Annotated in this window: 19 protein-coding genes and 1 pseudogene; 9 read left to right on the top strand and 11 right to left on the bottom strand. The window is 68.3% G+C overall.

Annotated elements, in window-relative coordinates; genetic code table 11:
- Both bcsA and ACTVZP_RS20615 read right to left on the bottom strand, forming a co-directional pair.
- Positions 1–2,433: a UDP-forming cellulose synthase catalytic subunit gene (bcsA, locus tag ACTVZP_RS20620; protein WP_443214033.1), complete on the bottom strand. Its 2,433-nt coding sequence runs from the start codon at positions 2,431–2,433 to the stop codon at positions 1–3.
- 97 nt (positions 2,434–2,530) lie between these two features.
- Positions 2,531–3,142 carry a hypothetical protein gene (locus ACTVZP_RS20615; RefSeq protein ID WP_443214032.1) on the bottom strand — a complete coding sequence of 204 codons (612 nt, stop codon included), beginning with the start codon at positions 3,140–3,142 and terminating at the stop codon, positions 2,531–2,533.
- Positions 3,143–3,762: 620 nt separating this feature from the next.
- Between ACTVZP_RS20615 and ACTVZP_RS20610 the strand changes: the two genes are divergently transcribed.
- The 3 genes from ACTVZP_RS20610 to ACTVZP_RS20600 all read left to right on the top strand — a co-directional run bounded on the left by ACTVZP_RS20610 (position 3,763) and on the right by ACTVZP_RS20600 (position 7,529).
- On the top strand, positions 3,763–4,209 hold the full coding sequence (locus ACTVZP_RS20610) for a hypothetical protein (RefSeq protein ID WP_443214031.1): 447 nt from the start codon (positions 3,763–3,765) through the stop codon (positions 4,207–4,209).
- 592 nt (positions 4,210–4,801) lie between these two features.
- The gene (locus tag ACTVZP_RS20605; protein WP_443214030.1) at positions 4,802–5,158 is read left to right on the top strand and encodes an H-NS histone family protein; all 357 of its coding nucleotides are present in this window, start codon (positions 4,802–4,804) and stop codon (positions 5,156–5,158) included.
- 328 nt (positions 5,159–5,486) lie between these two features.
- Positions 5,487–7,529, top strand: coding sequence for a M10 family metallopeptidase C-terminal domain-containing protein (locus ACTVZP_RS20600; protein WP_443214029.1), 2,043 nt, complete (start codon positions 5,487–5,489; stop codon positions 7,527–7,529).
- Positions 7,530–7,789: 260 nt separating this feature from the next.
- Here ACTVZP_RS20600 and ACTVZP_RS20595 read toward each other — a convergent pair whose 3' ends face one another.
- Positions 7,790–8,611 (bottom strand): NAD(P)H-dependent oxidoreductase, encoded by an 822-nt coding sequence (locus ACTVZP_RS20595; RefSeq protein WP_443214028.1) that lies wholly within the window; start codon positions 8,609–8,611, stop codon positions 7,790–7,792.
- Between the two features lie 91 nt (positions 8,612–8,702).
- On the opposite strand from ACTVZP_RS20595, the gene ACTVZP_RS20590 reads away from it, so the two are divergent.
- The 3 genes from ACTVZP_RS20590 to ACTVZP_RS20580 all read left to right on the top strand — a co-directional run bounded on the left by ACTVZP_RS20590 (position 8,703) and on the right by ACTVZP_RS20580 (position 10,312).
- Positions 8,703–9,638 (top strand): LysR family transcriptional regulator, encoded by a 936-nt coding sequence (locus tag ACTVZP_RS20590; RefSeq protein ID WP_443214027.1) that lies wholly within the window; start codon positions 8,703–8,705, stop codon positions 9,636–9,638.
- Between the two features lie 61 nt (positions 9,639–9,699).
- Entirely contained in the window at positions 9,700–9,927 is a 228-nt protein-coding gene (locus tag ACTVZP_RS20585) for an AbrB/MazE/SpoVT family DNA-binding domain-containing protein (protein WP_443213351.1), read from the top strand.
- On the top strand, positions 9,917–10,312 hold the full coding sequence (locus ACTVZP_RS20580) for a PIN domain-containing protein (protein ID WP_443214026.1): 396 nt from the start codon (positions 9,917–9,919) through the stop codon (positions 10,310–10,312). The genes ACTVZP_RS20585 and ACTVZP_RS20580 overlap by 11 nt, the downstream gene beginning before the upstream one ends.
- A 16-nt stretch (positions 10,313–10,328) precedes the next feature.
- Here the strand turns inward: ACTVZP_RS20580 and ACTVZP_RS20575 are convergent.
- Positions 10,329–10,514 (bottom strand): annotated as a pseudogene (locus ACTVZP_RS20575) (recombinase family protein); the annotation flags it as partial.
- Between the two features lie 8 nt (positions 10,515–10,522).
- On the opposite strand from ACTVZP_RS20575, the gene ACTVZP_RS20570 reads away from it, so the two are divergent.
- Positions 10,523–10,921, top strand: a complete 399-nt coding sequence (locus tag ACTVZP_RS20570) for a M10 family metallopeptidase C-terminal domain-containing protein (protein ID WP_443214042.1) — start codon at positions 10,523–10,525, stop codon at positions 10,919–10,921.
- A gap of 197 nt (positions 10,922–11,118) precedes the next feature.
- Here the strand turns inward: ACTVZP_RS20570 and ACTVZP_RS20565 are convergent, their stop codons facing one another.
- The 5 genes from ACTVZP_RS20565 to ACTVZP_RS20545 form a co-directional block, all read right to left on the bottom strand.
- Positions 11,119–11,517 carry a hypothetical protein gene (locus tag ACTVZP_RS20565; protein ID WP_443214025.1) on the bottom strand — a complete coding sequence of 133 codons (399 nt, stop codon included), beginning with the start codon at positions 11,515–11,517 and terminating at the stop codon, positions 11,119–11,121.
- A 170-nt stretch (positions 11,518–11,687) separates the two neighbouring features.
- Positions 11,688–12,731, bottom strand: coding sequence for a hypothetical protein (locus ACTVZP_RS20560; RefSeq protein WP_443214024.1), 1,044 nt, complete (start codon positions 12,729–12,731; stop codon positions 11,688–11,690).
- A 709-nt stretch (positions 12,732–13,440) separates the two neighbouring features.
- Positions 13,441–14,070 carry an RES family NAD+ phosphorylase gene (locus tag ACTVZP_RS20555; protein WP_443214023.1) on the bottom strand — a complete coding sequence of 210 codons (630 nt, stop codon included), beginning with the start codon at positions 14,068–14,070 and terminating at the stop codon, positions 13,441–13,443.
- Positions 14,067–14,849, bottom strand: coding sequence for a hypothetical protein (locus ACTVZP_RS20550; protein WP_443214022.1), 783 nt, complete (start codon positions 14,847–14,849; stop codon positions 14,067–14,069). Before ACTVZP_RS20550 ends, ACTVZP_RS20555 begins: the two co-directional genes overlap by 4 nt.
- A 304-nt stretch (positions 14,850–15,153) precedes the next feature.
- A complete protein-coding gene (locus ACTVZP_RS20545) occupies positions 15,154–15,627 on the bottom strand; it encodes a hypothetical protein (RefSeq protein ID WP_443214021.1) in 474 nt (157 codons plus the stop codon).
- A 715-nt stretch (positions 15,628–16,342) separates the two neighbouring features.
- Here ACTVZP_RS20545 and ACTVZP_RS20540 point away from each other — a divergent pair.
- Positions 16,343–19,243 (top strand): DNA primase small subunit domain-containing protein, encoded by a 2,901-nt coding sequence (locus ACTVZP_RS20540; RefSeq protein ID WP_443214020.1) that lies wholly within the window; start codon positions 16,343–16,345, stop codon positions 19,241–19,243.
- 374 nt (positions 19,244–19,617) lie between these two features.
- Positions 19,618–20,355 (top strand): hypothetical protein, encoded by a 738-nt coding sequence (locus ACTVZP_RS20535; RefSeq protein ID WP_443214019.1) that lies wholly within the window; start codon positions 19,618–19,620, stop codon positions 20,353–20,355.
- A 789-nt stretch (positions 20,356–21,144) separates the two neighbouring features.
- On the opposite strand, the gene ACTVZP_RS20530 is transcribed toward ACTVZP_RS20535, so the two are convergent.
- Positions 21,145–21,384 carry a hypothetical protein gene (locus ACTVZP_RS20530; RefSeq protein WP_443214018.1) on the bottom strand — a complete coding sequence of 80 codons (240 nt, stop codon included), beginning with the start codon at positions 21,382–21,384 and terminating at the stop codon, positions 21,145–21,147.
- A partial coding sequence (locus ACTVZP_RS20525; RefSeq protein WP_443214017.1) for a Wzz/FepE/Etk N-terminal domain-containing protein occupies positions 21,381–22,139 on the bottom strand: 759 nt, incomplete at its 5' end. The genes ACTVZP_RS20525 and ACTVZP_RS20530, both read right to left, overlap by 4 nt.

Here is a 22,139-nt window from a genome sequence, read left to right as displayed (position 1 = left end):
TCACCTGCTGGACAGCTGAAGGGTGCCGCCGGCGTTCTCTCTCGCCGGCGCCGCCGCAAGCCCCGCCTGCGGTGTGGTCGGGACAGGTGTCTTCCCGTGTCCGTTCATGGGCGGCTTCCGGACCTTGTCCTCCGGTTCCCGGGCCGGAAGCGGCTCGTCGGGATCCTGCCCGAAGGCCAGAATATGCGGCGCAGGTCCCTTCGCCTCGGCATCGGCTTCCTCGGGAGGGACCGTCCAGGAAAGCCGGACCATGTCGAGGGAGGTGCGCGGGATCGTGGTCGCCGCCCGCCAGAAGACATAGGCCATGCCCGCCAGAAGCCCGCGTCCGGCCAGCGCAGACCGGCGGGTCTTCTCCCAGAGGCCGGAATCGGAAAAGACGAGACAGGCCACCGCCTCCCGGACCGACGCATCCTGGTCGGGCAGGAAGCGCAGTCCGAGAAACAGGTCGCGTCCCTCGGGCTGAAGAGAGCGTATCTCGCAGGCGATCCGGCGGCTGGCGCGCGGGACGTCCGGGATCTCCGGCTGGAAGGTGATGGTCTGACCGGGCTTGAGGCGCAACCGGCGATGGGCGGCATCCGCCAGGCGCAGCCGGGCGCCATAGGTCGAGGCATCCACCACCTCGACCGCAAGGGCGGTCTCGTCCTCGCCGGCCTCGAGCCTCGCAGGGACACTCAGATCAACCCGCGGCGCCACCCGGCGCTGCCGCTTCTCGACCACGGCGCGCAGGCTGAAGCCGGTGATCAGGAAATTGAAGAGCGCCCAGCCCCCCACGATCATCACGACCTGCCGGTCGTCGGGCAAAAGAACCCAGCGCAGCCCCGCCGCGGCCACGCCGGCCGCCATCAGCAGGAAGAGGACGAGGAGCGGCCGGTAGATCGGCGAGAGGAAGCTGTCGGCGACGGTTTCGTCCTTGGCCGTCACCTGGAAGCGGAACCCCCTGGGCCGCAGCAGCGCCCCCAGCGTGGCCCGGATCAGATAGGGCGTCTGCGCGATCTCGTAGACCTCCGAGATCAGCGGCCAGCGGACGCTCGAGAAGAGCGCGTTCTGCACGAGGAAGCTGACCACCAGGTAGGTCAGCGTGTAGACGAGCGCCTCCTCGAAGCTTGCGACAAAGATCTGCAGGCCGAAGAAGAGATAGAGCAGGGGCGAGAGCAGGAAGATGAGCCGCACCACCGGGAAGAACCAGTAGCTCATCGAGTTGTAGTAGCACAGGCGCTGCGCAAGCGTCAGGCCGGGGCGGAAGATCGGGTTCTTCAGCCGCAGGATCTGCATCATCCCGGCCGCCCAGCGGCCCCGCTGCTGGATGAAGGAGGAGAAGGTCTCGGGCTGCAGTCCCGCGATCAGCGCCCGGCCGATGTAGAGGCTGTGCCAGCCGCGCGCATGGATGTCGAGCGCGGTCTCGGCATCCTCCGTGATCGTCTGGCCGGAGAAGCCGCCCACCGCATCGAGCGCCGCGCGCCGCAGCAGCGCCGCCGAGCCGCAGAAGAACGCCCCGTCCCAGCGGTCGAGCCCCTTCTGGATGAGCGCATAGAACATCTCGTTTTCCGCAGGGCAGGCGTCCGGCAGATCGAGGTTGCGCTGGATCGGGTCCTTGTTGATGAAGAAGTGGGGCGTCTGGACCAGGAAGAGCTTCGGATCCCGGACCAGGAAGCCGACCGTCCGGGCCAGGAAATCGCTCGAGGGAATGTGGTCGGCGTCGAAGACCGCCACGAACTCGCCCCGGGTCTGGCCAAGCGCCGAGTTCAGGTTGCCGGCCTTGGCGCTCACGTTGCGCTCGCGCGTGAGATAGGTCGCGCCGAGGTGCTCGCAGAGCGCCTGGAGCGCCTTGCGCCGGGCCTGGGCCGCCTCGGCTTCCGCCGGATCGGAGGAGGTGCATTTCTGGTCGGTGCCGCCGTCGTCGCAGAGCACGACGTTGAGCAGGTGCGCCGGATAATGGATGTTCCTGGCCGCCGCCAGCGTCACCGAAAGCAGGTCGATCGGCTCGTTGTAGGAGGGAACCAGAATGTCCACCGTGGGCAGCCGGTCGACCGGGACCATCTCCGGCATGCCGCGCTTCAGCGGATCCGCCAGCAGGAACGCGTTGAGAAAGAACAGCACGATCGCATAGGTCTCGACCGCAAAGAGCATCCAGGCCGCGGCAAGGGAGACCGGATCCTCGGCCGAGGGCAGGGTCTCGAAGAAGCGCCACATCCAGTAGCGCAGCACGACCGCCCCCGCGGTGGCGAGCATCAGGAACCGCAGCGGCATGGAGCGCCAGGTGAAGGGCTTCAGGGCCGCCACGAGGAGGATGGTCGTGACCCCGAAAAGCCCCTGCGCGAGCGTGTCCGAGGGCACGCTCAGGAGCATGATCAAGGGGATCGTGCCAAGGGCCGTGGCCAGGATGAGCAGGCCGCGCAGGAGGCTGGAGCCCGTCAGGTTGGAACGAGAGGACATGCGGACCCCTGGAATACGGGGGCCCGACGCGGAGCCCGGTCCACGAGACACCGGCAGGCCGCCTGCGGCCCCTGAAACCCGATCCGGACCGCCGCGGTCATGGCTGCGGACCCGCGAGAGGCGACAGCAGGACGCTCCCTCCCCCCGCGCCCGTCCCGGCCCCGGCGATGCCCGAGAGGCTGGCCGCCCCGATCGGCGCCAGGGCCGTCTCGAGATCGCCGTTCACGCAGTTGCGCATCATGAGGTCGACGGTGCGGGCATTGACCGGCAGCATGCGCGCCGCGGCATCCGCCCTCCGGAACGCCAGCACGCAATAGAGGCTGCCCTGGCGCATCTCGGCCCAGATCAGCGGCCCCAGGGGATCGGTGCGGCTTCTCAGACTGGCCTCGGACAGCCCCCGGAAGGGCCGGATCCGCTCATCCATCTCCTCCGAGAAGACCGAGGTCGAGAACCGGCCCCCCGCCCCGAGATCCTTGCGCGCCTTGAGCAGGATGAAATTGTCGCCGGGCGTGGTCGTGGCGTTGGGCAGCACGATGAGCTGCTCCGGCCCGGTTTCGCCCATGCGCTCGAGCGTCGTGTCGCCCGCCGCGACACCCACCCAGCGGCGCTGGTTCGGCACGATCCTGTATTCCGTGGTGGCCTGCGGCAGGGACAGGGAGATGACAGGCAGGTCGGCCGGGGAACAGGCTGACAGGAGGGCTGCTGCCATCAGGAAAGGAGCGGCCCTACGGCCCGACGGCTGCGCGATGGCGCTCCGGATGAACTGCAGGATCCCTGACACGATATTGCCCGATTCATGACTCCGATCTTCGCGCTGCCCGACCTACATCCCGCAGCGGTGACCCGGCTTATTCGGAATAACTAATTGCATGTTTATAAGGGGAAGCAATATTCCCCGGAGGCCGCGGGGGCGATCTTTGGGACATGCCCCACCGCCTTCATGTCCGATTGTCGCGCGGACGGCGCCGGAAACCCGCAACAAGATATTGTCTCCGCCGCGCGATCTGATCGAATGGATTGGTAATCGGGCCGGAAATATCTTGCGATATGTCCTTTTCGGAAAGCACAGCCCTGCCCGGCGCAATGCCGCAAGATCGGGCGGGGCAATTGCGGGCGTCATGTCGCCTTGATGCCCGAAGCCCGCCTGTCGGAGAAAGAGGGAAGGGTCCGGACGATGACCCGATGCGCGTGGAGCCGCTCACGGCCGGGCGGCGGCGACGGCCGAAGCGGCTGCCGGACGAAAGAGCTCCGGCATGCCGGAGAGGCGGAGCCCCGGGATGAATGCCTCCCTCCCGGCCACCCCCTCGCCGGACACGAAGGAACAGCCCGATGCCCCTCTTCCATCCGGACCAGCTGATGCTCTTTGCCACGGCAAGGCACGGGCGCCATGCGGATCTCATCCACTTCCTGGAGAGGACGGGGGGCATCGTGCTTTGTGCCGCCGCGCTCGAGACCGCCGTCGACGCCGCCTCCGATCGTCCCGGGGCCTTCACCACCTTCTTCTGCGACCTTGACTCCTACGGAGGCAGATTGGCCATCCGTCCCCACCTGCAGCGCCTCCGCGCCCGAAACCCCGCCCTGTGCGTGATCCTGATGTCGGATCGCTTCACGGAAGAGGTCCCGGAAGAGGACGCGCCCGACTGTGACCGGTGCCTGCCCGCCGGCATCGCCTTCGCCCGCGTGGACGCCGCACTCGCCGAGGCCCGGCGGACAGCGATCAGGCGGTGTCCTTCCGGATCCTCCGGGCCGGTCCCTGCAACGGGGGCTGGTCTCTGAGCCCGGCCCGCCGGCGATGCGCCGGGAGGACGGAGAAGGTCAGCACCCGGATGCGACCGGCCGAAAACGGGTATCCCTGGGAAGCGCGAGAGCCGGATGCCGGGCGGCCGCCCGGCCTCTCCTTCTTCCGGTAAAATGGAATATACGTAAAACAGGGCGAGGCCGCTTCCTTATCCTTTCGATATCGCCCGACCGGGCCGGGAAGGCATACTCTCGGGCGACCGCTCGAGATCCCCGCTCGAAAGGCCGATGTTTCTCCGGATGATCTCCATGGGGCGGATCATTCCCCTTCCATCGGATCTCCTTTTTGCGAGATCTGCCCGCTCCTTTCCGGGCGCATGATACCAGGGAGCCGCTGCGCACCTTTGGGCATATCGTCCGGCCGGATGGAAACCCGGGGAAAAGGCCTGTTCAATCGGCAAGGACGACGCTGACTCCCGAAACGGGGATTTCGAACGTGATCGAGATTGCGGAACCTCATCCGGTCACCCGGAGCCGGACCCCCCCGGTGCCCGCCCGCGCCCCGGGACCGGCGGGTCGGGCCGAGACCTGCGCCCGCGAGGAAGGCGGTCCCGGAAGAGAGGACGGACGAATGCCCGGGGAGGGCGCGCCCCGGGAGAGCGACAGGGCTGCCCTCGACATCGACCTCGAGGCCCTTTCGCGGGAGGAGCTGGTGGAGCTGCAGATCGAGGTCGCCGCGGCCCTCGCGGCCCTCGAGAGGCAGCGCAGGAAGGACGCCCTGGCGGAACTCGCCGGACGGGCCCGCGAACTCGGCTTCACCCTGGAAGAGCTGGCCGGGTCGGGCAGGGCGCATCCGCGGGCACCGCTGGGGCCCCGCTACGCCAATCCGGCCAATCCCGACGAGATCTGGTACGGCCGCGGGCGCAAGCCGCACTGGTTCAAGAAGGCGATGGCCACGGGCAGGACCCCCGAGGACCTGCTCCTCTGATGGCCCGGTGCGCCGGGCCGGGGCAGGGCAGGGGGAGGCGCCGGTTCCGCCGATCGTGTGAAGAAGCGGAAAAGCCCGCGGAAAACCGGAGAAAGGCACCATGTGACGGTCCGTCTCCGACGCAGGTGACCCGCCGGAAGCCGGCCCGGCCCGCTCCGTGGCGCCCGATGCGCGCCGCAGGTCCCGCGCCGATCTGAGGCCGCCTGCGCCGGAAGGCGCTTCACGCGGCTCCCCGCATCGGGCGCCCGGTCCTCCGGGCGTCCTCCCCTTCGGCTGCCGTCCCGTTCCGGCGGGGTGGTGCTGTCCCTCAGCCCGCGAGGCTCGCATCATGTATCGCATCGCCACGGCGACGTCCGGCGACGACCGGCTCGGCTCGGTCGTCACCACCGACCACTTCGGCGTCAACTTCCTCTTCGACCGCGACCGCCTCGGCCCCGGCGACACCTACCTGCAGGCGGTCCGCGACCTGGGTGTCTCGACCATCCGCTATCCCGGCGGGACATTGTCCGAACGAATGTTCGATCTCGCGAACCCCAACGGCTCGCTGCAGAATTTCGTCTACGGCGACAGGACGAACATGTTCGACCCGGACAGGGACGGCCCCTCGCGCGGCTCGACCCTGGGCCTCTGGGACGCGCTGGACGCCGCCGGAGCGGCCGGCCTGTCGATGACCTTCGTCATGCCCACGATCCGCTTTGCGGGGACGGTGCGCAACAGGTCCGGCAACCGTCAGGAGGCGGTCGACGAGGCGCTGGTCGGCCGCTTCACGACGCAGTTGCTCGAGCATGCGCTCTCGGCGGGTGTCGAGATCCCGGCGATCGAACTCGGCAACGAATGGTGGGCCGACAGTTCCTCGATCTTCGGCGAGACCCTGAGCGCCGTCGAATATGGCCGGATCGCGAGCCGGCTGGCCGCGGTGATCCAGAGCACGATCGACGCGTTCCGCGCCTCGCATGACCTGCCTCGTGACTGGGTGGAACCGGAGATCGTCGTGCAGGTCGGCCCCGGAGGCCGCGCCGAGCAGGTGCTGCCGAACGGCGGACGGGTGCCAGAGGGTTATACGGGGCCTACGGTCAGCGCCACGTCGCTCATCTTCCGGGAGTTCGATACCGCGGCCGAACAGCGGGCCGTGGACGGAGTGGTCACGCATCGCTACCTCACCGGGACCTCGGTGGACGGCTGGGCCTACAACCCGTTCGACACCTGGGACCGGATGGCCGCGCGCAACCCGACCTTCGGCGAGATGTCGCGGCACGTCTCCGAGTGGAACGTATCCGCCCGCCACGAGGGCATCTCGGGCCTGCTCATGGCGCCGTGGCTGGTGTCCCTCTTCGCCGAGGCGGTCGAGGCGGGCGTCGACCGAACCAACATCTGGAGCGTTCAGCAGAACAACCCCACGCGTCTCTCGACGACCACGGGCCATGCCGGCGAGACCTACGGCGGCCTCACCGTGGCGGGCGAGACCCTGCGGATCATGAACGAGGAACTCTTGGGGCTCCAGGTGCTGGATCTGCGGGCGGCCTCCGGCAGGACGATGGTCGAGGCCTTCGGCAGCGACTCCCGCACGGTGATCTTCATCTCGAACACCACCGGCTCGACCCTGACCGGCGACTTCGACATCTCCGATGTGGCGTCCGGCTACAGCCATGTCTGGGCGACGGAGATCGGCATGGCGGGAAGCGATCCGCTCGCGGACGGTGGCTGCGCGCGCACCCAATTCCTGACCGCCGGTCAGCTGATGGACGGAAACGTGCTGTCCCTCTCGCTCGGCGCCTACGAGACGATCTGCGTCGAAGTCACCCTCGACCGCTCCGGCGTCGAAATGAACGGACGCAGCCTGAACGACCGGCTCGTCGGCTCGTCGGCGGGCGACGTCATCCGCGGCGGCGGGGGCCATGACCGGCTGACCGGCGGCGCCGGCGCGGACCGGCTCCAGGGCGGCTCGGGCAACGACAAGCTCGCGGGCGGGTCGGGCAACGACGTGCTGAGCGGGGGAAGCGGCAACGATCGCCTGAGCGGAAACCTCGGCGCCGACCATCTCACCGGCGGCAGCGGGGCCGATGTCTTCGTCTTCGAAAGCCTGCGCGCCAGCTGTGGCGGCCGTTCCACCCGCGACACGATCACCGACTTTGCGCGGGGCACCGACCACATCAACCTCGCCGCCATCGACGCCGACACGGGTGTCCGTGGCAACCAGGCCTTCACCTTCATCGGCCGTGCCGCCTTCAGCGGCGAGGCGGGCGAGTTGCGCTGCCTCCGCCATGACGGCGGAACCCTGATCCAGGGCGACGTCAGCGGCGACGGACGCGCCGACCTCCGGATCTTCCTCGACGATCCCATGAGCCTCCGGGCAAGCGACTTCCTTCTCTGACAGCGGATGGCCGCAGCCGCCCGCCCGCGCCTCTCGCATGCGCGGGATCGTCCCCGATCAGCAAGCTGGCATCAAACCCGGACCGAACCTGCCGGTACCGGGGCAACCAAGGCGATGAGCGGCCGCCGACCGAGGCTCCCGCACCTGCGTGGGACCCGGTCGGCCTGAGGGGTGAGCCAGGCGAAGAAGGCCTCCACCAGCGGGCGGGACAGATCCTGACGGACGGTGCGCCGATCCTCGGGGCCGAGCCGGCGATCGCGTCACCTCGACGCGTCGGGATCGCTGCTTTCCCGACTGTCTGAAGTCTCGAGGTGGAGGGCGAAGCCGGTCGCGCCCGGTGCCCCCAGGTCGGCGCGGAGCTCGAGCTCCGGGATCAGGTAGTCCCCGCCGTTCTGACGGCGGAAGGGGATCGGCCGGAGGCTGTCGAGCATGCGTATCCGCTGGCGCAGGCCCTCGGCCACCTCGTCGAAACCGGCCTGGTCCAGCCGATCCGCGCGATAGACGACGAAGGGGGGCAGCACGTCGTATCCCGGGTAGTGCAGGATGCCGTGATGGATGGGGAACAGCAGATCCTCGATCGGGCCGTTGATGCCTCGCGCCGAATAGTGCGGCTCCCATCCTCCGGCGGTCACGATCAGCATCGCCCGCTTCCCGGCGAAGGTGCCCTCGCCATATCGGTCGCCCCAGCGGCGGTCGCTGTGCTCGCCCACCCCATAGGCAAAGCCATGGGCATAGACGCGGTCGATCCACCCTTTCAGGATCGCGGGCATGGTGAACCACCAGAGCGGAAACTGAAGGATCAGCAGGTCGGCCCGGCGCATCTTCTCCTGCTCGGCCGCCACATCCTCCGTCAGCGTGGCGGTCGCGACCGCCTGCCCCGAGGCGGACGGGACCCGCAGCCGCATGCCGGCATCGAGCGCGGGAAAATCGGCGCGATCCACCACGGCCTTCCAGCCCATGGCATGAAGGTCCGACAGTTCGACCGAATGGCCCTCGGCCGTCAGTTCCGCAATGGCCACATCGCGCAGGGCGGCACTGAGCGACCGGGGTTCGGGATGGGCATGGACGATGAGCACGTTCATGGGGGGCACCCTCCTGGCATCTGCCCGACGAAACTAGGCGCTGCCGAACTTCCGCGGTATGGAGGATGAATGGATAGGATTGTGCCGTAGGATGGATGGATCGGAGGTCACGCTCGACCGCATGCGCACGTTCGTGCGGGTGGCGGAGCGCGGATCCCTCTCGGCCGTCGCCCGCGACATGCGGATCGGTCAGTCCAGCGTCACCCGCCACCTGAACGAACTGGAACGGGCGCTGGGTGTCGCCCTCCTCAGCCGTACGACACGACGCGTGACCCTGACCGAGGAGGGCCATCACTATTACCTGCACGCCGTTCAGATCCTGCGGCTTGTCGAGGAAGCCGGAGACGAGGCACGCCGCGCAGGTGCCGCCTCCTCCGGCCTCGTGCGTCTCTCCTGCACGGCCGCCCTCGGCGTGCGCCACATCGGTCGGCTGATCCACAGGTTTCAGGACCGGCACCCCGATATCGAGGTGGATCTCGGCCTGACCGACGAGCGGATCGATCTGGTGCGCGAGGGCGTGGATCTGGCCATTCGCCTGGGCGCGCTGGCCGACAGTGGACTGAAGCTGCGCTCCCTCGGGAGGAGCCGGCGCATTCTGGTGGCCTCCCCCAGCTATCTCGAGCGTCGGGGCCGTCCCGAGACGCCGGCCGACCTCGAGCGGCATGAGGGCATCCGAATGTTCAACATTACTGGCAGCGAGAGGCTGACCCTCGAAGGACCTGACGGCGCGACCCATGTCGTTTCCTTCGGCGGGCGCCTGCGCGTCGATAATGGCCTCGCCGCGCGCGAGGCCTACCGGGCGGGGCGGGGCCTCGGTCCCGCCCATCTGTGGCTGGTGGACGATCTGCTGACCGACGGGCAGCTTGAACCGATCCTCCCGGACCATGCGCTCCCGTCGATCCCCCTGAGCCTGCTCATCGTTCCGGAGCGGGCACGGATTGCGCGCATCCGGCTCATGGTGGAGTTCCTGGCGAAGGAGTTCGCCGGCATTCCCGGCATCGAGAGAGACGCCTGGAGCCCGGGGTAAGCTTGCCTTCTCGACCTTGCTGATATACATTATCGAAAGTGTATCCACGCAGGAGGTCGGGATGCAGGTCGCAAAATGGGGCAATTCCCTCGCCGTCCGTTTGCCCGCGGAGCTTGTCCGGGAGCTCGGCCTCAAGGAAGGCGATCAGATCGACCTGGTCAAGGACGACGGCCAGGTCAGACTCCGTCGTCTGGCTCGTGCCGATGAGGTGCTTGCACATCTGCGCCGCTTCCGGGGCAAGCTGTCCTCTGCAGAACGCCTGAGCCGCGACGACACGCATGAGCGCTGAGTTCGCCGACACGAATGTCGTCCTCTATCTACTTGACAACGGATCGAAGGCAGATCGAGCCGAGGTCATCCTGGAGCAGGGGCCCCGGATCAGCATTCAGGTCTTGAACGAGACGCTCGTGAACTGCCGCCGCAAAGCCGGCCTCAGTTGGGAGGAGACGGAGGCGTTTCTCGAGGGCGTGCGCGCATTGTGTCCCGTCGAAGACCTGACCCTGCAGACCCATGACGTCGGCCGCGCCTTGGCGGAACGTTACGGCTTCTCGATCTACGACGCGATGATCGTGGCCAGCGCCCTGGTTGCGGGTTGTACCACGCTGTGGAGCGAGGACATGCAGGATGGCCTGCTTGTGGAAGACAGGCTGCGGATTGTGAACCCCTTTGCATGAGCGGACAGCTTCGATGCTTTCGCCCGGCGCGGGCCAATACCGTTGCGGGCAGAAAGCCATCGCGGACATGAGCGTTCACTGCGCGCAGGAGGCGGCTCTGCGTCCAGCGCCACGCTTCGGGCAGAACGCCGTTGATGATCCGAAGCACGTCCTCCCAGGCAATGTCGGGGCACAGGCGGTGGACATGGGGCAACCAGTCCCGCCCATGGCCTGCACGACCTGCTGAGCGGGGGAAGCGGCAACGATCGCCTCAGCGGAAACCTCGGCGCCGACCATCTCACCGGCGGCAGCGGGGCCGACGTCCTCGTCTTCGAAAGCCTGCGTGCCAGCTGTGGCGGCCGTTCCACCCGCGACACGATCACCGACCTTGCGCGGGGCACCGATCACATCAACCTTGCCGCCATCGACGCCGACACGGGTGTCCGGGGCAACCAGGCCTTCACCTTCATCGGTCGTGCCGCCTTCAGCGGCGAGGCGGGCGAGCTGCGCTCCCTCCGCCACGACGGCGGAACCCTGATCCAGGGCGACGTCAACGGCGACGGACGCGCCGACCTCCAGATCTTCCTCGACGATCCCATGAGCCTCCAGGCAAGCGACTTCTTCCTCTGACAGCGGATGGCCGCAGCCTCCCGCCCGCGCCTCTCGCATGCGCGGGTCCCGTCCCGATGAGCAAGCTGGCATCGGACCCATGCTCGGACCTGCCTGCGCCGCAGCAACCAGGGCGATGAGCGGCCGCCTACCGAGGCTCCCGCACCAGGCTTCGCGCTCTCGGCCTTCCTGTCGCGACCGGCCGCCACAAGTGCGCATCAGTCATCGGCATCGTCGTCATCATCCGCTCCGCCGAGAAAGCCGCCTGCCTTCTTCTTGAGGTAAGAATTCGCAACCGAGCCAATCTTCTTGCCCACATTCTTCACGGCGTCTGGAACATCAAGAAATGCCGCGACATCAGCGGCAAGCCGGTTAGCATCTCCTTCATCAAGCCCCTGCAACTCGGTTTGGAGCCTATCGGCGATGCGCCCCCTGAACTGATCTTCGTTGCGGTCCCGCAGAGACTTGTATTCAGACAGTCTGCCGTTCGTATAGGCGTGAACCGCAAGTTCAAGCAACACAAGGCGGTCCAGCTGGGCTCGGCCCTCGGAGGAAAACAACTGCCCAAGCTGTTCGTTATGTTTGCGGAGTGCGTCGAGTGCATCGTCGTCGGCCATGAAACCCCTCCGTGAAAGATGTCGACCCATCGAAGATGATCGTAACCGAGGTCCGCGCATCGCAACAGATTAAGCTGCCGCCTCCGCATTTTCCGGGTACATCCGGACAACTCCGATGACTGATGGCCGCGAGAGCCATCTGTCGATCGGGATAAGGAGAAACCTTCCGCTCACCGGCCGCGGGCCCCGCTCCGCGATCCGCCGGGCAGGGGAAGCGAGGGACCCGACAGGAGGCTCTCGGGCAGGAGGTCCGCCGTCAGCTTCGGCAGGATGCCGAGATCCGGCATGGGATGGCGCTCGACTCCGGCCAGCGCCCGGATCGTGCGGGAGATCTGGGCGTCGCTGTGGTGCGAGAAATCGAAGAGGCTGCAGAGGGCGTCGCGGACGAGACCCTCGGGCAGGCGGTCGTCGAGCAGCCCGTGACGGGCCTCCGCCGCCGCGCGGAAGGCCCGGATCTGGTCCGGAGCCTCGGGGCGGGCCAGCATCCGGTCGAGGCCGGGTCCGGCCATGGCGGCCAGGACCGAGGCGATGAAGGCGCGGGTTCCCGCGGCGCTCTCGAAGAGGCCCGCCCCCTTCAGCCGGGCGCGGTAGGCCTGGACGGTCTTGGCGGGGGTCTCATAATGGGTGAGGTGGCGGGCCGATCCGATGCATGCACGGACGAGATCGTCCCGGGCCTGGCCACGGGCCGCGAGCCCGCACCGCTCGACCTGCAGCAGCAGGACGATGCCGCGCAGGCTGCTCCGTGCGACAGGCCTGGCGTTGGGCGGATTGCTGTGGCTCGAAACCGTCCCGTCCGGCATCAGGGTCCGGCTCAGGGTGCGGATCCGCGGCAGCTGGCTGATGGCGCCAAGAAGCGCCCCGGAGGGCAGCAACCCGTCCTTCAGGCCCAGGACGAGGGAGGTCGCCCCCTGTTCGGGTTCCCCGACATGAAGCGCGTTCAGGAGCAACAGGAGCGCATCCGACAGCCCGTCCCCGAGGGCGGCGGTCCCCGACAGCAGGGCGCCCGGACATCCACCGGCCTCCGGCGCGTCCCGTCCCGCCGTGGCGCCGGATCCTTCCAAGGCGGAGGGCCGCCCGCCGCCATGGCCCTTCATCATCAGGAGCCGCCGTTCGGTGGAAGAGGCACCGGGAAAGGCGTGGCGGATCGACCCGCCCGCCGGGGAGCGGGGCTTCGGCGGCCTGTCGCCCTGCATCCCTCTTCTGGTCTCTTCCATCGCGGCCGTCCTCGTCCCGGGCGAGACCGGACATAGCGGTCAAACCGGCAGGGCGGGATCCCTGCAGAAGGATGGGCGCCCCCTCCCAGTGAGGGACCCGACCCGGGGATCCGTCTCCCCCGGTCCCCCCTCGGCCATGCGGTTTGCCGGTTTGCCGGTTTGTCTTTCCCTGGTTTCTGTTCTCTTCGACAACGTCTTCGAAAAAATTCAGAGCAGATTCAAACCGCGCAAACCGGTAAACCGGCGGATGGGGCTCCACGGCAGAGACCTGCTGCCGGGGGGGAAGGGCCGCAGGCCGGGGTCGGCCCCTCCGCCCCTCGGGCCATGCGCTTTGCCGGTTTGCCGGTTTGTCTTCCCTTGGTTTTCTGTTCTCTTCGAGAACGTCTCGGAAAAATTCAGAGCAGATTCAAACCGCGCAAACCGGTAAACCGGCGAAAAGCGGGGGTGCAGAAGGCAGGGATCCGCTGCCGGGGAGGGCCGCAGGCCGGGGGTCGGCCCCTCCGCCCCCCTCCGGGCCATGCGCTTTGCCGGTTTGGCGGTTTGTCTTTCCCTGGTTTCCGTTCTTTTCGACAACGTCTCGAGAAGAAATCGGAGGAGCTTTCAAAGCGGCAAAGCGGCAAACCGGCGAAAGCGGGATGCAGAAGGCAGGGACCTGCTGCCGAGAAGGAGCCGCATGGCTGTCGAACTCCTGGAGAGAATGGTGCGGCGGCTAGGGGGCTCCGAACACGGACTTGCCGTGCCGGTCGAGCAGGCGCCCGACATCCGCGAGCATGTCAGGCAGGGGAATGCTCTTCTGCCGGGTCAGGACGATGTCCTTGCGCTCGAAGAGAGCGATGCAGGTCTCGTCGGGATTGTGGCGGGAGGAGAAGAGCAGCCCGTCAGGCGTCTCGGGATGGTCGAAGAGCGCATCCGCCCAGGCACCGCAGGGGTCGTAAGGGCCGGTGGCCAAGGCCGCGGTCGTGCCCAGGCGCGAGAGGTTTGCTCCTTGGGCGGCGACGAGCCGGAGCGGCCGGTTTGCCCTCAGGATCGACAGGCTCCGGACTGCGATCTCCCGATAGTCGACCGTCAGACGCTGCGGCTGCCGCAGCAGGGTTTCGACCAGGGCCGCATCCGGTCCTGGCGCCAGGTAGAGAACGCCGAACCGGCCGCCTGGGCTGTCGAAGCGGTAGACCGGAGGCAGGCCGGCCCCCGGGCCGTAGAAGACAGGATCGAGACCGGAACGATGAACCCGAAACAGATCCGCGTCCGATCCGATCTCCGTGATGGGCAGGCGACGCAAGGCGAGGTCGGCCGGCGGGAGCGGAGCCTCACCGGTCGGGCCACGAGGGGTCGTGCTCATGCGAAGCCGTTGCCCTCCGCCTGGGCAATGTGGCGTGCAACAGCCGCCGCGTCCCCTTCCTCGATGCACTGCAGCAACGTGCGGCCGCCGAGAGCGTCATCCGGGGCCAGCAGCATGTCGAGAATGACCCAGGGGTCGGTGTCGCCATGGGCCTGCAGCACCGCCTCGATGCCCGGAAGAACAGCGCCGCGGGCGAACTGAAAGGCCGGATAGAGCCAGTCGGAAGCCCTCCTGAGCGCGAGGATCCTGCTGGCAGAGCGGCGCTTGTCGATGGCCTGGCGCCGGATGCCGAGCAGGTCCTCCACCTGTGAACTCGTGAGCATCTCGCCGGCCATTGATGTCAGGCGGCGCTGATGCTCGATGGACCGACCGACCGCGCCAGCCATCGGATCCACTTCCCGGGAGGCTTCCGCCGTGCGCGGATCGCTCAGCGCACGGACGAGCGCGCCGAAATCCGACGGAGCGGCCAGTGTCGACACAAGCAGATCCGCGGGCATCGCACGCACGAGCCGGTGAACTTCACGCATGTAGCGCAGGAGAAGCGCCTTGTGCGCCGCCTGATCGAGAGGAACCCCCGAAGCAAGGTCGGCAACCTCGAAACTCGGGAAATCGTCCGACATCGCCTGGTGCATGACGGCTTCCGGCATCTCGGCCACGATACGGTGGATCCAGTCCTCGCTTTGCCGAATGAACTGCTCCTGGACCGGGCTCAGGGACGCCGCGCTCCTCGCCTGCCTCCCGGAGCCTGCATCATGCGTCTCGCGTGCAGATGGCGCCATGAAGGCCTCCTCCCGAGAAAGGTTGCGATGGTATCAATATGGCCTCTCTTCTGACGAAGGCAACGGCAGGCTTTCGAGAGCTTCACATCACCCGGGCGCAAGGTTGCCCGCGCGTCTGTCCAGCAACCGCCATGAACGGGCCTCGATCGTCCACAGCGCCCCGCGCCGGTTTCCGGCCTTGCGGAATGACTGCAGCATTGCCGGCAAGCACCGCTTCCAATTCCGCCGGTGAGACTTGGGGAAAGACGCCACGAGGTGCGTCCCGTTTCGGCCAGAGAGGAAATGGCCGAAACGGTGGCGCGCCTCAGCGGACGAGGCAGGACGTGATGGCGGAGGAATTCTTCAGCGGAACCGGGACGTCGGTGCCATCGCCGAAGCGGACGGACATGGCTCGACCCGAAGCGATGGCGGCGATCACGCGGTCATAGGCAGCACGCTGGGCAGGGCTATCCTTCCAGGAGGAGTGGAAGGCCATGCGCGTGGTGCCGCGGGTTGCATCGAAGGTGATCGGGGCATCGGTGAGGACCGTGCCATCGATCGTGATCCGGCCCGTTCCGGTGCCGACGTGGTTGCCCTTGAGGTCGATGTCGAGGGAGCTGCCGATGGTCGAGCAGCCGTAACCGATGCCGAAGTCGGCGTCGTGGTCGCCATAGCCGCCTTCGAACTGGGCCATCGGGGCGGTGGCGTGGAACCATTCCTCCCCGGCCTGAGCACCGGTGGCGAACGAGGCGATGCAGGGAGCGAAAAGGCAGGCGGTAAGTGTACGGAAACTACTCATGAAAATCTCCGGATATCGGTCGTTCTGTCGTCTGCCGCAGCCTGTGCGGCACAAGTCAGGCGGTCAGGCAGGGACCGGTTCGGGGAAGGTGAGGAGCAGGCACAGCCGGATCAAGACAGGCCCCTGCGGGAGAGGAGCGACAGGTCGCCGCACTGGTGGAATGCAGTCCGGATCGGCCATGCCGCAAAGGCCATCGGCCAGGAAAGCCCGTACCGGGATCGCAGGAGCTGCATCGCTTCCAAGTCTCTGCGCAGCGGTCGCACGCAACCGTTCTCGATCCTTCCTTGACGCCCCACGTGAATGAGCTGAGGACGTCCCCGTGCTGCCTTCCGTATCCACGACCGATCCGCGCGAGCGCGTCGGCGCGGCCTTCTGCGACACGTTCCGGGCAATGGCGGTGGCACCAACGAGAAGGATGGGCGCCCCCTCCCAGGAGGGACCCGATCCGGGAGATCCGTCTCCCCCGGTCCCCCCGGAGCCATGCGCTTTGCCGGTTTACCGGTTTGTCTTCCCCTGGTTTCTGTTCTCTTCGACAACGTCCCGAGAAGAAAAGGAGCGGATTTCAAAGCGGCAAACCGGCTTTCAGCCCCGCGCGGCGCGCGCCCAGCACATCTGCTCCCGCAAATCAAGCCTCTCTGTCCCGTCACTGACAGGGGCGAAGCGTTTCCGGATCCCGAGGAGCGTCCGGTGGACAATCGCAACCACCGAGGACGAGATGTTCCAGCTGACGAGACTGACGGCGACCCAGCCGGCCGAACAGGCAAAACGGTTCGAGCGCGAGGAGGGCAAGCTCAGGAAGACCACCTGCGCCGCCCTGATCCGGGGCCGCATCGAGACGATCACGCTCGAGCGTCCCGAAGATCTCATTCCGGTGCTCGCGGGCCTGACCACGGCGCAGTCCCTCGTCCTCGGCGTGCCCTGCGACGAGGCCGCCACGCGGATCGTCACCCGCAAGATGATGCTGACCCAGGGCCGCCCGGGCTCCATCGCCCGCACCACCGAGGGCTTCCACTATGCGGCCGCCGGGGGCTTCCTGCTCATCGACCACGACGGGCTGCCCGATGGCCGCTGCCTCACGCGCGAGGAGCTGCTCGAGCTGCTCTACGAGGCGGTGCCCGACCTCCGGGGCGTGAAGATCATCGCGCTCCCCTCCTCCTCCTCGCACATCTGCCGCACCGATACGGGGGAAGACCTGACCGGATCCCGCGGCCTCCATCTCCACATTCCGCTGCTCGATGCCCGCGACATCCCGCGGGTGGGGATGGTCATCGCCCTCCGGCTCTGGCTCGCGGGCCATGGTCATGTCCTTGTGGCGCGCAACGGCAACCGGCTCCTGCGCTGCCCCGTCGACACCTCGGTCTGGCAGCCGAACCGCATCGTCTTCGCGGCAGGAGCCATCTGCGGGCCGGGGCTCGAGCAGCGCCGCGGCCATCCGGTGCTGGTCAATCCGGAAGGTGCGGACGCCTGGGACAGCCGGGCGACGCTGCCCGACCCCGATGCGGCCACGGAGGAACTGGTCAAGGCGGCGCAGGAGCATGCCCGCGCCCAGGCCCGGCAGGCCGCGGAGGAGGCGCGCGAGACCTGGCTTGCGACGGAGCGTCCGGCCCTGCTGCGCAGGCTCGGGGCGGATCCCGTCGCCCGCGAGGAGGAGGAGGCGCTGATCCGGGCGGTCGAGAAGCACATCCTCGGCCCCGATCTCGTCCTCTTCGTGAAGCGCTCCGGCGAACCGAAGTTCTCGCCGGTCCCGGTCGCGGCGGTCCTCGCCGATCGCATCGGCTATCACCGCGCGATCACCCTCGATCCGGTCGAGCCCGACTACAATGGCCAGGCCGCCGTGGGATGCCTGTTTCTCGATGGCCGGACGCCGGTCCTGCATTCGATGGCGCATGGCGGGGCGACCTACCGGCTCGAGGCCGCCCTCCAGATCATCGAAGTCCATGCCGGCCAGATGCGGAAGGCGACCGAAGCCGTTCTCGCCTGCATGCGGGCCGACGGCCGCTTCTTCGATTATGGCAGCGCCCTCGTCACCGTCCATGCCGGCCGGCTGCAGGTCATCGACGAACACATGCTCGAGCTCATGCTCGGCGACCTGCGCTTCCTGAAGCCGGACCCCCGGGGTCAGCTGAAACCGATCGATCCGCCCGTGCGCCTGCTGCGGCAGATCCTGAGCCTCGGCACGCAGCGCAGGCTCAATCCGCTCACCGCCGTCCTCGACCGCCCGATCCTGAACGCCGAGGGCAGGCTCCTCGACCGGCCGGGCTATCATGCCGCGGAAGGACTCTATCTCGATTTCGAAGCCGAGGACTGGCCGGCGATCCCCGAGACCCTCTCCGAGGAGGAGGCCCGGGCGGCGCTCGACGTCATCTGGACCCCGTTCCGGCAGTATCCCCTCGTCGATGCCGCCTCGCGCGGCGCCCTTCTCGCAGGGATCCTGACGGCCATCCTGCGGCCGGTCCTGCGGACCGCGCCGATGCTCGTGAGCGACGCCCCGGTCATGGGAACCGGCAAGACCTCCGCGATGGAGACGGTGGCCAGCATCGGGGCCGGGCGGGCAGTCAGCGTCAGTGCGCCGATGCCGGAGAGCGATCCCGCAGAAATGCGCAAGCTCCTGACCAGCGCCGCGCTCGGATCCGAGGGAAGCCTCCTCTTCGACAACTGCACCGGCACCCTGTCCTCGGCGCCGCTGAGCGCCTTCCTGACCTCCGAGGCCTGGTCGGACCGGCTGCTCGGCGCCAACATCCTGCGCGACGGCCTTCCCACCCGGATCCTCGTCGGCGCCACCGGCACCAACATCGCGCTCGACGGCGAACTGCAGCGCCGGGCGCTGCGCTGGCGCCTCGATGCCCGGGCCGAACAGCCCGGCGAAAGGCGCTTCGACTTCTGCCCGAAGGAGCTCGCGCTCAAGATGCACAAGGACATCGTCTGCGCGGCGCTGGCCCTCCTGCGCGCGGCCCTGGCGGCGGATCTGCCGCAGCCCCCCTTCCGCTTCGCCTCCTTCACCGCCTGGGACCGGCTCGTCCGCACCACCCTGCGTCATGCCGAGGCGCTCTCGGGCGGGCACTTCGCCGACCCGGTGCCGGGAACGGTGCGTGCGCTGCGCGAGACCGACGACACGATCCATCTCCACGACCTCCTCTGCGCCCTCCGGGAGCCCTTCGGGGCGCTCCCCTTCTCGGCACGGGATCTTTACGAGGGGGTGGAGGCCAGCCCTGCCGGCCCTCTCGCCGACCTGATCGCCGGCCTCACCCAGCGATCCGAACGGCTCTCCTCGAAGAGCATCGGACGCTACCTGAGCCAGTACTGCGACCGCCCCTGTGGCGATCGCGTGCTGCGCGCCCGCCGCGGCGGCAAGGCCCTGACCTTCGTCGTGGCGGAGTGGATCCCGCCGGAGGGGTCGCCGGCCCCGCCCGCAGCCTCGGCCGAGCCTCCCCTGCCGCAGGACATCCTCGGGCTCGAGTTCACCTCGGAGGGCGAGCGATTCCGGGCCCTCGCCCTCGATCGCGGCCAGCCCCTCCCGGTCCTCGCCTGCTCCATCGCCCGGGGCACGAGCCGCCGCTTCCCCGAAACGGCGCTCCGCGAGGCCCTCGCGGAGGAGACGCGTGACCGGGCGGCGTGACGCCCCCGGCCGACCCGGCGCAATCCTGCACCCGCCCTGGCGGGATCGGGACAGGCGTCTCGGGGAAGAGGGAGGATCCGTGCGGGCGGACCGGATCCTCCGGCCGATGCCCGGACGAGCCGAAGCCGCCCCGATGGCAGGCAGCTGACCGGATTGTCCGCCGATGCCCGGACGCGCAAGCCAGGGCCGCGCGCGCCTGCGGGCGCACCCTCCTGTCAGCTGCGGTCAGGCCTGCGATGCCGGACGCCAGAAAGGCGGAAACGAGGCGCCATCAGGCGTAAAGGCAGTGACCATCCGGCGAATGAGCCCGCCCTTGATCCGGAAAGGCTGTCGGGCAATCCTGATGTCGCGACCGATTTGCAAGGAATTCCTGCATGTTCATCGACGATTTCAGGACGAATGACCTGGTCTATTTCAACGACGACTTCGGCATTGCCATCGACATCGACCGCAGGCGGCTGCTGATCTTCGAGAAGAACGTCCTTCAGAGGGAAAGGTCAGGCTGGGCGCATGAGGACATGCCGCTGTCGGATTTCCTGGGAGCAAGGGAGCAGGTGATGGAAGCCGGCCGCTTCCTGTCAGGCGGAACCCGTCATGTCGGCCTGACCGGCGCCGCGGAAGCCATCGGCGGCGGCCTTGCGGCCTCCGTGGAGAATGCGCGCGCCAGGGCCAGGGCCCGGGAGGAAACCGGCATCGAGTTGCAGTTCCGCTCGGTGTCCCGACCCATCCTGTTTCTCAAGGTGGAGTTTGCCGACGTCCGGGCCCGGTTGTTCGAAGCGCTGCGCCAGGTTCTGGAAGACGGCGAGATGAAGGAGGCCTACCGCGTGATCCCGAGAGCCGTGGACAGGGCCTACCACAGGCCCACACAGGCGGAGATGGCCGAAGGAGAGGCCGCAAACCTGCGGTGGAGCGACCTCCCCGCCGCCGCATTTCTGGCCCTGCTCTTCGTGGGCCTGCTCTACACCTTCGCGGAAGCGGCATTGCCGCTCTGGCTGCACACCGACACGAGCCTGGTTCTCTTCCACGTCCCGCTCGGACTTCTTCTCTCCTACCTCGCCCTCCGGAGGATCAAGCGAAGCCTCCATCGCTGGCGGCATCGCAGATCCGCCTGACCCAGTCAGGAGCGGCCCGAAGCCGTTTCCCACCCCCTCTGCGCGGGAGGAGAGGCGATCGGGGAGGTTCGCCGCGATGGCCGGGAGGCACCGGCTGCGACCCCCCGTAGCCCCAGGCGAGATCCCGGACGAACGGGCTTCGCGAGGTATCGCGGGCGGGGCGGCCGTCATCCCGAACCCGGCACATGTCGCGGTTCCCGGGCGACGGGCGCGCCGGCCCCGGGAGTTCGGCCGCCGAGGGGTCCGGAGGGGTGACGGAAGGATGGGGATGATCTATTTCGAGAGTTATTGCAGATAGTTATTGAGGCGACGGGGCCTCGGCGCTACATTCACCTCATCCACCGCCGGACAGGCGGAGGAAGCGCGAGAGAAGAGGCTTGTCCTCGTACCCCCTGAGGGATTGCGAATGGGAGAGGCAACTCTTCGGATTTCGTCTTCTCTCGCGCACTCCAGCCAGTTCCCTGCAAACGGCGCACCAGCCTCCGGCCCATGCCGCCGCAGGTCCCCTGGCTGATCCCGCAGCCGTCATGCCACCCGGCATGAGCAGCCGGGACCGTCTCCTGTCAGCCGACATGAGGAACTGCCCCCCTTGTCGAGAAAGGGACATGACGATGAGGGATGACATCAGGTCGCGCGCTGCGCCGCACTTTCAGTTCAGGCGACGGATCTGAGGCAATTCCCCTCTTCGCCGGACCTGCGTGTCACCCGCGCGCTCGGACCCCTTCCTGATGGCGCCGCCGCGCCGGAGCGACCGTCCGCTCCTCCACCATCATCGGAGGCAGGTGCCATTCACCGCGCGCCGGCACGGTCGTAGCGATAACCATAGGCGTCCCGGCGCCGGCGCGGCCGGTAGGCGTTCAGCACCACGCCCGCAAGGCTCACCCCGGCCCCCCGCAGCCGCTGGAGCATCACGTCGATCTCCTCGGTCTCGGTGACCTCGTGGCGCAGGACGGCCAGCGTCGCGCCCACCGCGCGGCCGATCACCGCCGGATCGGTGACCGCAAGCGCCGGAGGCGTGTCGAAGATCACGAGATCGAGGAGCCCCGTCCGCGCTCGGCAATCACGAGCCGGTCCCGGAGCGCATCGGCTGCGTCGATCGCATCCTGCCGGCGGAGCACGAACTGCCGCCCCGGCGCCCCCTCGAGCGCGCCGATCCGCAGGCCGAAGCCGAGTTCCGGCAGCGCGACCGGAACGCCCGCTTCTCCCTCCGTGACGCTGCCGTCCGGCAGGACGAGCGTGAAATGCCCCTCCCCCGCCGCCGTCAGCCGGATCTCCGCGCCGATCCACTCGGGCGGCACCTCGAGCATGTCGAGCCGGATCCGGGCATCCCCCCGGTCATAGGCGCGCGGGGCCCCGAGATCGGGCAACGGAAGCCGTCCAGCCGCCAGGGCCGGACCCAGCACGGGTGCGCGCAGCGGCACCGCCTGTCGGTCGAGCCGGGCGGCCGCCACCGCGGCGCCCAGCACGCGATGCGAGCGCAGGATCTCGATCTCCGTGGCAAGCTGCGGCTCCGTCCCGGTCAGGTCGGAGAGACCCTTCGGCAGGGCCTGCGCTGCCCCCTTCTCCTCGAGCTGCAAAAGCGCCTCGGCCCGGAAGACGGGCGGCGTGTTCGCCAGATGGGCCAGCGCCAGGAGCCCCGCCGCCGCCGTGACGGCCGCGATCCGGAACCGGCCGGCCCAGAGTTCGGCCAGGAGCCGGCCGAGGTCGATCTCCTCCTCGTCGGGGCAGTCCCGAAGCGCCTCCGCAGTCATTCGCCCGTCCCTCCATGCCAGCTGCGCGGGCCC

The sequence above is a fragment of the Rhodobacter sp. NSM genome (genome assembly GCF_052244495.1).
Taxonomy (GTDB): domain Bacteria; phylum Pseudomonadota; class Alphaproteobacteria; order Rhodobacterales; family Rhodobacteraceae; genus Cereibacter_A.
The sequence above is the reverse complement of the archived record's forward strand: the minus strand, read 5'-3'. Positions and strand labels throughout refer to the sequence as shown.

Bases quoted from the DNA above. Each gene is read 5' to 3' on its own strand.
- bcsA (WP_443214033.1), bottom strand. From the start codon at position 2,433: ATGTCCTCTCGTTCCAACCTGACGGGCTCCAGCCTCCTGCGCGGCCTG.
- ACTVZP_RS20615 (WP_443214032.1), bottom strand. From the start codon at position 3,142: ATGGCAGCAGCCCTCCTGTCAGCCTGTTCCCCGGCCGACCTGCCTGTC.
- ACTVZP_RS20610 (WP_443214031.1), top strand. From the start codon at position 3,763: ATGCCCCTCTTCCATCCGGACCAGCTGATGCTCTTTGCCACGGCAAGG.
- ACTVZP_RS20605 (WP_443214030.1), top strand. From the start codon at position 4,802: ATGCCCGGGGAGGGCGCGCCCCGGGAGAGCGACAGGGCTGCCCTCGAC.
- ACTVZP_RS20600 (WP_443214029.1), top strand. From the start codon at position 5,487: ATGTATCGCATCGCCACGGCGACGTCCGGCGACGACCGGCTCGGCTCG.
- ACTVZP_RS20595 (WP_443214028.1), bottom strand. From the start codon at position 8,611: ATGAACGTGCTCATCGTCCATGCCCATCCCGAACCCCGGTCGCTCAGT.
- ACTVZP_RS20590 (WP_443214027.1), top strand. From the start codon at position 8,703: ATGGATGGATCGGAGGTCACGCTCGACCGCATGCGCACGTTCGTGCGG.
- ACTVZP_RS20585 (WP_443213351.1), top strand. From the start codon at position 9,700: ATGCAGGTCGCAAAATGGGGCAATTCCCTCGCCGTCCGTTTGCCCGCG.
- ACTVZP_RS20580 (WP_443214026.1), top strand. From the start codon at position 9,917: ATGAGCGCTGAGTTCGCCGACACGAATGTCGTCCTCTATCTACTTGAC.
- ACTVZP_RS20565 (WP_443214025.1), bottom strand. From the start codon at position 11,517: ATGGCCGACGACGATGCACTCGACGCACTCCGCAAACATAACGAACAG.
- ACTVZP_RS20560 (WP_443214024.1), bottom strand. From the start codon at position 12,731: ATGGAAGAGACCAGAAGAGGGATGCAGGGCGACAGGCCGCCGAAGCCC.
- ACTVZP_RS20555 (WP_443214023.1), bottom strand. From the start codon at position 14,070: ATGAGCACGACCCCTCGTGGCCCGACCGGTGAGGCTCCGCTCCCGCCG.
- ACTVZP_RS20550 (WP_443214022.1), bottom strand. From the start codon at position 14,849: ATGGCGCCATCTGCACGCGAGACGCATGATGCAGGCTCCGGGAGGCAG.
- ACTVZP_RS20545 (WP_443214021.1), bottom strand. From the start codon at position 15,627: ATGAGTAGTTTCCGTACACTTACCGCCTGCCTTTTCGCTCCCTGCATC.
- ACTVZP_RS20540 (WP_443214020.1), top strand. From the start codon at position 16,343: ATGTTCCAGCTGACGAGACTGACGGCGACCCAGCCGGCCGAACAGGCA.
- ACTVZP_RS20535 (WP_443214019.1), top strand. From the start codon at position 19,618: ATGTTCATCGACGATTTCAGGACGAATGACCTGGTCTATTTCAACGAC.